At 68.4% G+C, this 12,628-nt stretch carries 12 protein-coding genes; 6 read left to right on the forward strand and 6 right to left on the reverse strand.

Features of this window, described 5'->3' with window-relative positions:
* Window positions 1-37: 37 nt before the first annotated feature.
* The 5 genes from KXV01_RS03785 to KXV01_RS03805 form a co-directional block, all read right to left on the reverse strand.
* The gene (locus KXV01_RS03785) at window positions 38-3,247 is read right to left on the reverse strand and encodes a CusA/CzcA family heavy metal efflux RND transporter (RefSeq protein WP_263467510.1); all 3,210 of its coding nucleotides are present in this window, start codon (window positions 3,245-3,247) and stop codon (window positions 38-40) included.
* Window positions 3,248-3,257: 10 nt separating this feature from the next.
* Window positions 3,258-4,463: an efflux RND transporter periplasmic adaptor subunit gene (locus KXV01_RS03790; protein WP_263467511.1), complete on the reverse strand. Its 1,206-nt coding sequence runs from the start codon at window positions 4,461-4,463 to the stop codon at window positions 3,258-3,260.
* Complete coding sequence (locus tag KXV01_RS03795; protein ID WP_049438288.1) at window positions 4,460-5,713, reverse strand: TolC family protein; 1,254 nt, start codon at window positions 5,711-5,713, stop codon at window positions 4,460-4,462. Before KXV01_RS03795 ends, KXV01_RS03790 begins: the two co-directional genes overlap by 4 nt.
* A 56-nt stretch (window positions 5,714-5,769) precedes the next feature.
* Window positions 5,770-6,108: a hypothetical protein gene (locus KXV01_RS03800; protein ID WP_049415948.1), complete on the reverse strand. Its 339-nt coding sequence runs from the start codon at window positions 6,106-6,108 to the stop codon at window positions 5,770-5,772.
* 233 nt (window positions 6,109-6,341) lie between these two features.
* A complete protein-coding gene (locus tag KXV01_RS03805) occupies window positions 6,342-6,740 on the reverse strand; it encodes a RidA family protein (protein WP_164284087.1) in 399 nt (132 codons plus the stop codon).
* Window positions 6,741-6,848: 108 nt separating this feature from the next.
* Between KXV01_RS03805 and KXV01_RS03810 the strand changes: the two genes are divergently transcribed.
* A complete protein-coding gene (locus KXV01_RS03810; RefSeq protein ID WP_049415951.1) occupies window positions 6,849-7,742 on the forward strand; it encodes a LysR family transcriptional regulator in 894 nt (297 codons plus the stop codon).
* A 146-nt stretch (window positions 7,743-7,888) separates the two neighbouring features.
* Window positions 7,889-8,398 (forward strand): DNA polymerase III subunit epsilon, encoded by a 510-nt coding sequence (gene dnaQ, locus KXV01_RS03815; RefSeq protein ID WP_014648871.1) that lies wholly within the window; start codon window positions 7,889-7,891, stop codon window positions 8,396-8,398.
* Between the two features lie 13 nt (window positions 8,399-8,411).
* Here the strand turns inward: dnaQ and KXV01_RS03820 are convergent, their stop codons facing one another.
* Window positions 8,412-9,626: a glycosyltransferase gene (locus tag KXV01_RS03820; RefSeq protein ID WP_111096689.1), complete on the reverse strand. Its 1,215-nt coding sequence runs from the start codon at window positions 9,624-9,626 to the stop codon at window positions 8,412-8,414.
* Between the two features lie 280 nt (window positions 9,627-9,906).
* Here KXV01_RS03820 and rpmB point away from each other — a divergent pair, with 280 nt between their 5' ends.
* The 4 genes from rpmB to cls all read left to right on the forward strand — a co-directional run bounded on the left by rpmB (window position 9,907) and on the right by cls (window position 12,612).
* Complete coding sequence (rpmB, locus tag KXV01_RS03825; protein WP_005411638.1) at window positions 9,907-10,143, forward strand: 50S ribosomal protein L28; 237 nt, start codon at window positions 9,907-9,909, stop codon at window positions 10,141-10,143.
* Window positions 10,144-10,153: 10 nt separating this feature from the next.
* Window positions 10,154-10,321, forward strand: coding sequence for a 50S ribosomal protein L33 (gene rpmG / locus KXV01_RS03830; protein ID WP_169411268.1), 168 nt, complete (start codon window positions 10,154-10,156; stop codon window positions 10,319-10,321).
* A 498-nt stretch (window positions 10,322-10,819) separates the two neighbouring features.
* On the forward strand, window positions 10,820-11,068 hold the full coding sequence (locus KXV01_RS03835; protein WP_032960654.1) for a hypothetical protein: 249 nt from the start codon (window positions 10,820-10,822) through the stop codon (window positions 11,066-11,068).
* A 125-nt stretch (window positions 11,069-11,193) separates the two neighbouring features.
* The gene (cls, locus tag KXV01_RS03840; protein ID WP_263467625.1) at window positions 11,194-12,612 is read left to right on the forward strand and encodes a cardiolipin synthase; all 1,419 of its coding nucleotides are present in this window, start codon (window positions 11,194-11,196) and stop codon (window positions 12,610-12,612) included.
* Window positions 12,613-12,628 lie beyond the last annotated feature (16 nt).

Raw genomic sequence — 12,628 nt, forward strand, 5'->3', positions numbered from 1 at the left:
CCCTTTCCCGCGGAAAGGGCTCCGACCCCCTCTCAGCTCAGCCCACCGCCCGCGGCTTGGCCACCCGTGCAGCGAAGGTCGGCAGCACCAGCAGGGTCAGCACGGTGGCGGTGATCAGGCCACCGATCACCACCGTCGCCAGCGGCTTCTGCACCTCCGCACCGGAACCGCTGGCAATCGCCATCGGGATGAAGCCGACGATTGCCACCAGTGCCGTGGTCAGCACCGCGCGGATGCGACTGGACGCACCGTTGATCGCCGCCTGCAGTGGCAGGTCGCCGGCATCCAGGCGCTCGCGGATCGCCTGCATCAGCACCAGGCCGTTCAACGTGGCCACGCCGGAGACGGCGATGAAGCCGACCGCCGCCGACACCGAGAACGGCATGCCCCGCAGCAGCAGTGCGAGGATGCCGCCGACCAGCGCCAACGGCACGCAGCTGAACACCAGAATGGCTTCCTTGCCACTGCGCAGGGCCATGAACAGCAGGCTGCCGATCAGCAGGAATACCACCGGCACCACCGTCGCCAGCCGCTTCTCGGCGCGCTGCAGGTTCTCGAACTGACCGCCCCAGGTCAGGTAGACACCCGGCGGCAGCGCCACGTCGGCCACCGCGGCCTGCGCCTCGCCGACGAAGCCGCCCAGATCGCGGCCGCGCACGTTGGCCTGCACCACCACGCGGCGGCTGCCGTTGTTGCGGCTGATCTGGTTCGGCCCTTCGCTGACCGTGATGCGCGCCACCGACGACAGCGGAATCACCAGCCCTGATGGCGTGGCGATCGGCAGCGACGCCAACTGATCCGGATCGTTGCGCGCGGCATCATCCAGGCGCACCACCACGTTGAAGCGGCGGTCGCCTTCGAAGATCTTGCCCGCCACGGTACCGCCGATGCCGGTGGACAGCGCATCACTCACATCCGCCGCAGTCAACCCGTACTGTGCCGCCGCCACGTGGTCGATGGCCACGTTGAGCGTGGGCAGGCCGGAGATCTGTTCCACCCGCACGTCGGCCGCGCCATTCACCGCACGCAGCTTCAGCGCCACCTGGTCGGCCACCTTCTGCAGCTGGCTGAAGTCATCACCGAAGATCATTACGGCCAGGTCGGTACGCACGCCGGAAATCAGTTCGTTGAAGCGCAGCTCGATCGGCTGGCTGAACTCGAAACTGTTGCCCAGCTGCTGCCCGGCCAGCGTTTCGAAGCGGGCCACCAGCGCGTCCTTGGCCAGCGTCGGATCGGGCCAGTCCTTGCGTGGCTTCAGCACGATCACGCTGTCGGAGATGTTGGTCGGCATCGGGTCGATCGCCGCCTCGGCGGTACCGGTACGCGAGAACACGGTTTCCACTTCCGGCTGCTTGGCAATCACCTTTTCCAACGCCAGTTGCATGGCCAGTGACTGCTCCAGCGAGGTCGACGGCACGCGCAGGGCCTGCATCGCCACGTTGCCTTCGTCCAGCGTCGGCATGAACTCGCGGCCCAGCAGCGAGAACGAACCGATGCCCACCACCACCATCATCACCGCACTGGCCACTACCGTGCGCGGATGCGCCACGGCCTTGCGGATCACCGGCTCGATGCGCGCACGCAGCACGCGGATCAGCCTGGTCTCGTGCTCGCCGTCGTCCGCATGTGCATCGCCGTCCTTCAGCTTCGGCTCGCGCACCAGCAGCGCCGTCATCGCCGGCACGAAGGTGAAGGAGAACAGGAAGGCACCGACCAGGGCCAGCATGAAGGTCGCCGCCATCGGGTGGAACGTCTTGCCCTCCACACCTTCCAGGGTGAGGATCGGCGCGAACACCAGCAGGATGATCAGCTGGCCGAAGGCCGCAGGGCGCGCCATCTTCAGCGCAGAATCGGCGGCCACGCGCAGCCGTTCCATCGCGGTCAGCGCACGGCCCAGTTCGGCGCGGCGCTGGCCCAGCATCAGCAGCGTCGACTCGACCACGATCACTGCACCGTCCACCAGGATGCCGAAGTCCAGTGCACCCAGGCTCATCAGGTTGCCGCTGATGCCGAAGCGGTTCATGCCGATTACCGCGAACAGGAACGACAGCGGAATCACCAGCGCGGTGATGGTGGCCGCACGCAGGTTGCCCAGCAGCAGGAACAGCACCACCACCACCAGCAGCGCGCCCTCGGTGAGGTTCCTGGCCACGGTCTTGATGGTGGAATTGACCAGCACGCTGCGGTCCAGCACCGGCGCGGCCACGATGTCGGCCGGCAGCGATTTGTTCACCTGTTCCAGGCGCGCCGCTGCGGCCTGGGCCACGGTGCGGCTGTTGCCACCGGCGATCATCAGCGCGGTGCCCAGCACGGCCTCATGGCCGTTGCGGCTGGCCGCACCCAGCCGCGGCGCGCGGCTCAGTTCCACAGTGGCCACATCGGCTACGCGTACCACCACGCCATTGCGGGTGGCCACCGGCGCCTGTGCCAGGTCGTCGGTGGTCAGCGCCAGGCCATCGGCACGCACCACCAGGCCCTCGCCGGCCCGCTGTACGAAGCCGGCACCGGCCTGCACGTTGGAACGCTGCAGGGCAGTGACCAGGTCGGCCAGGCCGAGGCCATGCGCGGCCAGTTTGGCGCTGTCCGGATGCACGCCGTACTCCTTGACGTAGCCGCCGACCGTATCGACACCGGCCAGCCCCGGGCTGGAGCGCATCTGCGGCGCGATGATCCAGTCCTGCACGGTGCGCAGGTAGGTCGCGCGCTCTTCCGGCGTGCGCAGCAGGTTGCCTTCCGGCGTGCGGTAGACCTCGCCGGCCTGCCAGCCCGCTTCACCGGGTTTGGCCAGTTTGGCCGGATCGAACGCGGTGAAGTCCACCGTCCACATCAGCACCTCGCCGAGGCCGGTGGTGACCGGCGACAGCATCGGCGACGCACCATCGGGCAGGTCTTCCGATGCCTCGCGCATGCGTTCGGCCACCTGCTGGCGGGCGAAGTAGATGTCGGTGGCATCGGTGAAGATCGCGGTGACCTGCGAGAAGCCATTGCGCGACAGCGAACGCGTGGTGGTCAGGCCGGGAATGCCGGCCAGCGCGGTTTCCAGCGGATAGGTCACCTGCCGTTCGATCTGCTCCGGGGTCAGTGCAGGGGCCACCGTGTTGATCTGCACCTGGCGGTTGGTGATGTCCGGCACGGCGTCGATCGGCAGCTTGCCCAGCTGGAACAGGCCCACGGCGGCGATCAGCGCCGCCATGAACACCACCAGCCAGCGGTGGCGCACCGCTGTTTCAATGATCAGCTTGAACATGGTCGCCTCCTCAGTGGCCGTGCTCGGCTTCGCCCTTGGCCAGCTCGGCCTTGAGCAGGAAGGCGTTGGCACCGACGATGCGCTCGTTGCCGCTCAGGCCACCGAGGATCTCGATGCGATCACCGGCACGGCGCCCGGCCAGCACCGGCTGCGCCTTGAAGCCACCTTCGACGGCGACGAACACCGCGCTGCTGCCATCAACGTTCTGCACCGCATCGGCGGGCACGCTGAGCGAACCGTCCTGGCCTTCGGTGACCACCACAGCCGAGACCGGCGAACCGGCCGGCGGCAGCGACGCATCCACCGGCGTGGCGCGGATCACCGCGACGCCGCCCTGCTGCCGCACATCGGCGGCCGCACCGGTGACGGTCGCGGTGAAGCTGCCCCCCGGCACGCTGACTTCCAGCTTCATGCCGGGCATGACCTGTGCCGCCAGCGCTGGCGGTGCGGTGAACACCAGCTCGTTCATCGACGGGTCGGCGACGTCGGCCACCGCACTGCCGGCGGCGACCACACCGCCCGGAGTGACCTGCACGTTGCCGACGATGCCGGCCACCGGGCTGGTGATGCGCACGCGGCCACTGGCATCGGGCGCACCGTTGGCAGCGGCCTGGGCCTGCGCGGCAGCGGCCTGGGCCTGTGCCGCCAGCGACCGTGCGCGCGAGGCTTCCAGCTCCTGGCGGGCGACCACGCCCTGGTCGACCAGCGCCTTGTCGCGGCCATAGGCCAGGCGTGCGGCCTCGGCCTCGGCGGATGCGGCCAGCGCATTGGCGCGGAACACCGCTGCCTCGCCACTGACCACGATGGCCAGCGCCTGGTTCTGTTTCACCGCCGTGCCCGGCGCGACCAGCACGCGTTCGACGCGGCCGGTGACGGTCGAAGCTACCGAGGCGCGTGCACCGACCGACGGTTCGACCCGGCCGGACAGGCGCGTGGAGCCGCCGCCACCGCGACCGACCGCGACCACTTCGATACCGGACGCCTTGATCTGCTCAGGGGTCAACTGCACGACACCCTCATCGGCCTCGGCGGGCGCCTTTGCGGATTCGGCCTTGGCCTCCTTGCTGTCGGCGGCATGGCCGTGGCCATCGTCGGTGCCGGCCTTGGCCGCAGCCAGGTCTTCATTGGCAGGTGTCTGCGCGTTGCCGGCGCAGCCGGCCAGCAGCGCGGTCAGCAGGAGGCCGCCGATCAGGGGGAAGGAACGGGACAGGGTCATGGGGCCTCCACAAAGGGTGCGCGCCCTTCAAGGCGGGCAAGATCGATTTCCGCGCCGACGCGCGACAGGCGCGCATCCACGGCGGCGGCGCGGGCGGTGATGAGGGCGCTGCGCGTGCTGCGCAGTTCCAGCTGCGAGATGCGCCCGGCGTCGAAGCCGATGCGGGCCAGGCGATACGCCTCTTCGGCGGCGACCACGCTTTCATCGGCGGCGCGGGTACGGCTGCCGGCGGCCTTCAAACCGGCCACGGCGGAGAGGCGTGCCGCCTCGCTGTCGCGGCGCTGCTGGTCCAGGCGTGCCTCGGCCGCGCGCTGGTCGGCATTGGCGGCGCGGATGCCTCCGCGGTTGCGGTCGAACAGCGGGATGCTGAGGCTGACCCCGAGGTTGTAGGCACGCTCGCCCCCCTCGCGGAAGCGGGTCTGCGCGGCAGTGACGCTCAGGTCGGGCAGGGCGCGCTTGCGCTCAACGTCGACCTGCTTGCCCGCCGCATCCGCTTCGGCTTCGGCGATGCGCACCGCCAGTGCGGTATCGGTGGCACCGCGCGGCAGCGGCGGCGCACGGTCGAGCAGGCTGTCACCGATCGACTGCACCGGCGCATCCAGCAGTGCAGCACCGGCCAGGCGTGCCAGCGCGGCATCGCGGAAGGCCTGCGCCTCATCCAGCGCAGCGCTGGCATTGGCCACTTCGCTCTGTGCCTGCACCGCACGCAGCTGCGGTTCGCGGCCCTGCCTGACCATGGCGTTGACGGCGTTGGCGTCGGCGCGGGTCAGTGACAGGGCTTCTTCGGCCAGGGTGTAGCGGCGCAATGCACTCTCCGCCTGTGCATAGACCACCGCCAGCTGGCTGGCCACATCGCTGCGGCTCTGCGCGCCACGCAGGTTGGCCGCCTGTGCCTCGGCGCGGGCCGCACGGACGCGCGCGCCGCGCTGGCCCCAGACCTCCAGCGGCTGGGACAGGGTGAGCACGGTATCGGCCCTGCCCATGCCGCCGTAGGAGCCGGTGCCCCAGGCATTTTCAGCCGAGTAGGAGAGAGAAGGGTTGGGCAACGCACGGGCCTGGTCGGCGCGCGCATCGGCGGCCTCGGCCAGCGCCGCACCGACGCGGGTGCCGGGCAGCTGGTCCAGGCGTTCAAGCAGGGTGTCATAGGAAGGGGCGGCTTGCGCCATCACCGATGCCGCCGGGGCCAGGCCCAGCAACACGGCGACGACCCGCCCGGCCGCACGCAGCGACCGAGGTGTCAGGATCGACATAGGGGGATTCCGGTTGTGAGTGAAACGGGAGCCCGCAATCGCGGGACGCGCTCAACTCACGCCCGGGGGGGACGCGTCAATTCATCCTGGGCGACCGCATAGGTCGCCGCGTCGCCGGCATTCATCCAGCGCGCCGGCAGCGGCGCACCGAAGGCGGCGAGGGTGCTGGCCGGCAGGCTCAGGTTGGAGTGGTGGCAGTGGTTGTGGCTGCAGGCACCGGCGTGCTTGCCGTCACTGTCACCCTCGGCATCGTTGGCGTTGCTTTCCACGTGCACCGCAGTGGTGTCGTGCGGCTCGACCGCGCAGGCCAGCACGTCGGCCACCGGCACGACCACGAATGCCGCCATCAGCAGCATCATCAGGTACGTACGCAGTTGGCGGGTGATCCGGCGCATGGACGGGAGGCTAGCAAGCGGTTTTCGCCGGATACAATATCAATGGCCGCCTCGGGAATACGTCGGAATCTCCCGTTCAGCTGGGCCGGGCGCGGGGTCGGATCCCTTTCCTCCGGAAAGGGCTCTGACCCCACCACATCGTTCGGGTGCGCCGCGCACATGTGCTCTGGTAGGTGTCGACCTTGGTCGACACGCTTTTCGACCCCCGACACATTGCCGGCCAGCGGCCGGCCCTACCGGTCTGCAGGCAGCTTCGCGATCACCTTGATCTCGAACTGGAACCCATACAGCCAGGTCACACCGATACCGGTCAGGGTCGGGTGCGGCGCCTCGCCCCAGTACTCGGGCACGATCGCCCAGGCCTTCTCGAAGTTCTTCTCCGGATCGACCAGGAACACGGTCACGTCGATCACGTCATCGAAGGTGCAGCCGGCGGCAGCCAACACCGCATTGAGATTCTCGAAGGCGCGGCGCACCTGGGTTTCGAAGTCCGGCTCGGGCGAACCGTCCTCGCGGCTGCCGACCTGGCCGGAGACGAACAGGAAGCCATCGGACCGGATCGCCGGCGAGTAGCGGTTGCGCGCGTACAGGGCCTGGCGGCCGGTGGGGATAACGACATCACGCTGTGACATGGGGAAGATCCCGAGGGAGAAAACGCCATCCTCCGCGCCAGTGCTGTCTGGATAAACCGCGATGATCGGCCTAGATTGATTGTCAATTCCAAACAATCATGGCCCGTCATGGACCGTTTCGAGGCGATGCGGGCATTTGCCCGCGTGGTGGAAACCGGCAGCTTCACCCGTGCCGCGCAGACCCTGCAGATCAGCCGCACCACGGTGACCCAGCTGGTGCAGCAGCTGGAGGCACACCTGCGGCTGCGTCTGCTCAACCGCACCACGCGCCGGGTCAGCGTCACCGCCGATGGCGCGGCCTACTACCCGCGTATCGCCCGCCTGCTGGCCGAGCTGGACGAGGTGGAAGGCGGCCTCGGCGAGGCGGCTGCCCAACCGCGCGGGCGCCTGCGCGTGGATGTGCCCGGACCGTACGCACGGCTGCGGCTGGTGCCGGCGCTGCCGGAGTTCCAGGCGCGCTACCCGGAGATCCAGCTGGACATCGGCGTGAGTGACCGCGAGGTCGATGTCATCGCCGACAACGTCGACTGTGTGATCCGGGGTGGCACCCCGGCCGACCCGGCACTGGTGGCGCGACCGCTGGCGGCGCTGCCGATCGGCTTCCACGCCAGCCCCGGCTATGTGCAGCGTTTCGGGTTGCCGGCCGATCCGCGCGCGCTGGAAGGACCCGACCACCACATGGTCGGCTTCCTCAGCCCGCGCAGTGGCCGGTCGCGGGTATTCAGCACGCAGCGCGGCGATGAACGCATCGAGGTGCAGGGCCGCTATACGGTCGGTTTCGATGACGGCAACGCGTATCTGGCGGCTGCGTTGGCGGGCTTGGGCGTGGTGGCGCTGCCCAGCTACATGGCCGACCCGCACGTGGCGCGCGGCGAGTTGCTGCCGATGCTGCAGGACTGGCAGCTGCCGCCAATGCCGATGCACGTGATGTTCCCGCCGAACCGGCATATGAGCCAGCGGTTGCGGGTGTTCATCGATTGGGTGGTGGAAGCGCTGGGTTGATCGCGCGCGCGCATCTGTAGAGCCGAGCCCACGCTCGGCTGCTTCTGGCATCACCAAGCCCGCGCTACGCGCGCCAGCCGAGCGCGGGCCTGGCTCTACCGGCATGCGAAAATCACCACAGCACGTAACAGGAAACATCGCCTCACATGAGCCGCATCGTCGCACTGGATACCGAAACCACAGGCATCTCCCATCGCCTGGGGCATCGGGTGATCGAAATCGGTGCCGTCGAACTGATCGATGGTCAGCTCACCGGCCGCCAGTTCCACACCTACCTGCAGCCGCAGCGCAGGGTCGACTGGGGTGCACAGCGCGTGCATGGCATCAGTGATGCGATGCTGGTGGGCAAGCCACTGTTCTCCAGCAAGGCCGCCGAACTGCTGGACTTCCTGCGCGGCAGCGAGATGGTCGCGCACAACGCCACCTTCGATGTGGGCTTCCTGGACAACGAGCTGCGTCTGTCCGGTATCCCCGGCACGCTGGCCCAGCACTGCCGCATCACCTGCAGCCTGAAGCTGGCGCGGGGACGCTGGCCGGGCCAAGGCAACAAGCTGGATGATGTGCTGCAGCGCCTGCGCATTCCCAGCCAGCGCGGCCTGCACGGCGCGCTCAAGGATGCCCATCTGCTGGCGCAGGTGATTCCGCACCTGCGCTGAGGCCCGGCCGGGGTTACACCGGCCGCAACCAGCGCTCGATCATTGCCACCCCACGTGCCACCCCGTCCTCATGGCCCATCGCCGCGCCCAGGGCCGCCGCGCGTGCGCGTGTTGCGTCGGCTTCAACGAAGGTGATGGCGGCTGCCAGCGTTGCTGCATCCAGTCGCTTCGGTGACAACGGTGCCGGTGCCACGCCCAACCGATACAGGCGATCGGCCCAGAAGAACTGATCCGCGGCGAACGGCATCACCAGCGAGGGAATGCCGGCGCGGCAGGCCGAATGCGTGGTGCCGCTGCCACCATGGTGGATGGCGAGTGCGCAATACGGGAACAGTGCTTCATGTGGCGTCGGGCCGAGCACGAACACATCTGCTGGCAGCGCGCCCGTCGGCAATCCGGCCCACCCTGGAAACAGCAGCACCCGGCGCGGTGCCAGCGCCTGCAGCAGGGCCGGCAGCACGCGCTCGCGATCGAATCCGGTCATGCTGCCAAAGCCCAGATAGACCGGCGGCGGCCCGGCATCGAGGAAGGCCTGCAGATCGGCTGGCGGCGTCCAGGGCGCATCAGGAAGCCGCCATTGGCCACAGGCGATGTGGTCGGCCGGCCAGTCCGCCGGTGGCGGCAGCAGCTGCGGGGAGATGCCATAGAGCATCGGCAGGCCGGACCACAGCGCGCGACGCGGCGATTGCCCCAGTTGCTGGCGTGCCGCGTTGATCGGCCGGCGGAACTGGCGCCAGATCAGGCCGTTGACCCACCCGTAGCTGGCCCGGTTCAACCAGCCCGGCGAGCGTCCGGGTGGCAGGAACGGAGAGCGGAAGGCTCGCGTCGGGGTCAGCGGAATCATGCCGGTGCCGATGACCGGCAGACCCCGACGTTCGCCCACGCTCATGCCGACAAGGGCCGCCAGTCCGCCGGTCAGAATCGCATCGCAGCCTTCGGCGGCGGCATCGGCCTGGCGCATCCAGCCGCTGACATGCTGCAGCGCCATCCGTGCCAGACCGGTACTGGCGGCGGCAACACCGTTGCCACGCGACACCAGAGCGACCACTTCGTCATGGATGTCGCCCTCAAGGGCCGCGTGGGGCACATCCAGGGCCTGCGCGCTGCCCAGGGTGCCGCCATCGGCCAGCAGTGTCACCGCGTGGCCTGCGCCGATCAGCCCATGGCAGAGCATGGCCAGCGGGCGCGTATCGCCTTCGGTTCCGTAGGTCAGGGCCAGCAGCCGCATGGAAAGCTCCGCAGTGATCCGGGCCAGTATGCCGGTTGGCGAAGTCCCCCCGGCCCCGCCGGTTCTGCCCCGCCTGTGGGTAACTTGCGCAAGTGCTTGAACCCGTGCATAATGCGCGGCTCGCTGTGTCCGGTTTTCTACCGGGCGGCGCCCCCGGGAGCACGTCCCCGGCCGCCCAACGCCAGCGTAACCCTTTGATTCTCTTGACGTGTGGTGGGCAACCATCGAGGCCGCCGTCGCCCGGGCTACGGGCTGACAACTACTACTATCGAGGTGCGCAATGTCCCGCGTATGCCAGGTTTCCGGCAAGCGAGTGCAGACGGGTAACAACGTCTCGCACGCCAACAACAAGACCCGTCGTCGTTTCCTGCCGAATCTGCACGAGCGCCGTTTCTGGGTGGCCAGCGAGAACCGCTGGGTCAAGCTTCGTGTTTCCGCGCATGCACTGCGCACCATCGACAAGAACGGCATCGATTCCGTTCTGGCTGAGCTGCGTGCGCGCGGCGAAAAGGTCTGAGGAGTAAAGCATCATGGCAGGCAAGCGCGATAAGGTCCGTATGATTTCCTCGGCCGGTACCGGCCACTTCTACACGACCGACAAGAACAAGAAGAACACCCCGGGGAAGATGGAATTCCTGAAGTACGATCCGGTCGTGCGCAAGCACGTCCTGTACAAGGAAGGCAAGATCAAGTAATCCGCAAGGATTGCTGGTCCCCGCGAAGAAACCCGCCCTTGTGGCGGGTTTTTTCATGTCTGGCATTCGGGTGGTGGGTACTTCCTGCATTGCCGTGGTGGGTGCCGACCGTTGGTCGGCACTGCAACACCTCCCGCGCAGGCTGTCGCCAATGGCGCCGTGCGCGGAACGATGGGCCGAATGCGATAAGTGATTGTGCCTACCGGTTCCGGCACTTCGCGCGCTCCAAATCGATTGGAACGACAGGCCCTGCCGTGCCCATGATGGCGAGCCGCTGCGGTTGCAGCGGTCGGGCTTGCAATCCCGTCGAATCGGTAGCCAGTAAACTCGCCCGCCGTTGCCGGAAAAACTCCGCCGACGGCGGGCGACCCATCTGCCTCTTTGGCGGACGGTGCGTGGGGGCTTCGCGCCCGCCGGTTTGGTGGCTACCGTTCCCGGTATTGCAACCACGCATCGTCCGCCACCTTCACGGTGGCCAGATCCGTTGAAGGAGGTTGCATGAACACCCCATCCCACCGGCAGGACCTGGAACTGGGCTGGCTGCGCCTGCAGCGCATGCTGCAAGGCATCGAGGGCATGGCGCTGCTGCTGTGCGACCACCATCTGGCACTGGCCAACGGCGCGCCGTCGCCGCTGCCGGAGGCGCAGCTGGAGCGGGCCGCACAGGCGATCGCCTGCATGGCGCTCAACGGCCGCCGCCATGCCGACGCGGTGCGGCAGCTGTGCGAGGTGCCGGTGCGGCATTGATCCATCCTGTAGAGCCGAGCCCACGCTCGGCTGCTGTGCAGTCGGACCGGAAGGCCGTCGAGCGCGGCTCGACTCTACAAGGGCCGGTGGGCAGAATGGCCCATCACCTCCCGACGGGCGACACGATGCTGTTCGAGTGGTTGCTGGGTTCCTACCTGCTGCTGATCGACTGGCTGATCCGGCTGGTTGCGCTGTGCTGGATTCCCACCCGCACCACGCCGGGGGCGGCGCGCAGCTGGCTGCTGCTGGTCGGCTTCGTGCCGCTGCTGGGCCTGCCGCTGTACCTGCTGTTCGGCCACCCATGGCTGTCGCGCGAGCGCATCCGCCGCCAGGCCGAGGCCTCGCAGGTCATCCGCGAGGAACAGGCGCTGCAGTATCGCCTGCGCTGGACACCGCAACTGGACACCGCCAGCGCCGAAATCGTGCCGCTGGTGCAGCGCCAGGGCGATTTCATGCCGGTGCACGGCAACGCCGTCGACCTGCTGACCGACTACGACGAATCGCTGCACACGCTGATTGCCGATATCGACCAGGCCGAAGACCGCGTGCACCTGCTGTACTACCTGATGTTCGACGACGCGGTGGGCGAGGCGATCGTCGAGGCCCTGCAGCGTGCGGCTGCGCGTGGCGTGCAGTGCCGCGTGCTGCTCGACGCGGTGGGCGCCAAGCGCGGCCTGCGCGCCTATCGCAAGCGCCTGCAGGCGCGCGACATCGAAGTGCGCGCGATGCTGCCCGGTGGCCTGCGCTGGCGCCGCAGCGGGCGCATGGACCTGCGCAACCACCGCAAGATCGCGGTGATCGACAACGAAGTGGCCTATGTCGGTTCGCAGAACCTGGCGGGCCCGCAGTTCGTGCCCGGCCACCCGAACCGCGAGCTGGTGGCGCGCGTGCGTGGCCCGGCCGTGGCGCATCTGGAAGCGGTGTTCGCCAGCGACTGGTACATGGAAACCGGCCAGCGCCTGGACGTGATCGCCGATGTGCCCGAGTGCAGCGACGACATCGCCACCCAGCTGCTGCCCAGCGGCCCCGCCTATCCCTACAGCAACGCACGCGATGCGGTGGCGGCGCTGATCCACCTGGCGCGGCGCCGGCTGGTGATGGTTACCCCGTACTTCGTGCCCGACGAAGCCACGCTCAGTGCGCTGCGCATTGCCGCGTTGTCCGGCGTGGAGGTGCAGCTGATCCTCTCGGCCAGCAACAACCAGCGGCTGACTTCGTGGGCGCAGGAGGCGTACTACGACGAGCTGCTGCGCTGTGGCGTGCGCATTGCGCTGTACGAACCGCAGTTCCTGCATGCCAAGCACATGAGCGTGGACGAGGACATCGCCGTGCTCGGCTCGATCAACATGGATATCCGCTCGTTCGCGCTGAATGCCGAGATCGGCCTGATCTGCTACGACCGTGCGCTGGTGCAGCAGCTGTGTGCGATCGAGGACGGCTACCTGCGTGAAGCGCGGCAGCTGGATCTGCAGCAATGGCGCAGCCGCCCCACGTGGCGGCGCAGCCGCGAAGGCATCGCACGGCTGGCCGATGCGTTGATGTGAGGCAATGCCGGCCGCC

Source organism: Stenotrophomonas sp. Ps181 (assembly GCF_025697425.1).
GTDB classification, from domain to species: domain Bacteria; phylum Pseudomonadota; class Gammaproteobacteria; order Xanthomonadales; family Xanthomonadaceae; genus Stenotrophomonas; species Stenotrophomonas sepilia.

Bases quoted from the DNA above. Each gene is read 5' to 3' on its own strand.
- KXV01_RS03805 (WP_164284087.1), bottom strand. From the start codon at position 6,740: ATGTCACAGCGTGATGTCGTTATCCCCACCGGCCGCCAGGCCCTGTAC.
- dnaQ (WP_014648871.1), top strand. From the start codon at position 7,889: ATGAGCCGCATCGTCGCACTGGATACCGAAACCACAGGCATCTCCCAT.
- KXV01_RS03800 (WP_049415948.1), bottom strand. From the start codon at position 6,108: ATGCGCCGGATCACCCGCCAACTGCGTACGTACCTGATGATGCTGCTG.
- KXV01_RS03785 (WP_263467510.1), bottom strand. From the start codon at position 3,247: ATGTTCAAGCTGATCATTGAAACAGCGGTGCGCCACCGCTGGCTGGTG.
- cls (WP_263467625.1), top strand. From the start codon at position 11,194: ATGCTGTTCGAGTGGTTGCTGGGTTCCTACCTGCTGCTGATCGACTGG.
- KXV01_RS03820 (WP_111096689.1), bottom strand. From the start codon at position 9,626: ATGCGGCTGCTGGCCCTGACCTACGGAACCGAAGGCGATACGCGCCCG.
- KXV01_RS03790 (WP_263467511.1), bottom strand. From the start codon at position 4,463: ATGACCCTGTCCCGTTCCTTCCCCCTGATCGGCGGCCTCCTGCTGACC.
- KXV01_RS03835 (WP_032960654.1), top strand. From the start codon at position 10,820: ATGAACACCCCATCCCACCGGCAGGACCTGGAACTGGGCTGGCTGCGC.
- KXV01_RS03810 (WP_049415951.1), top strand. From the start codon at position 6,849: ATGGACCGTTTCGAGGCGATGCGGGCATTTGCCCGCGTGGTGGAAACC.
- KXV01_RS03795 (WP_049438288.1), bottom strand. From the start codon at position 5,713: ATGTCGATCCTGACACCTCGGTCGCTGCGTGCGGCCGGGCGGGTCGTC.
- rpmB (WP_005411638.1), top strand. From the start codon at position 9,907: ATGTCCCGCGTATGCCAGGTTTCCGGCAAGCGAGTGCAGACGGGTAAC.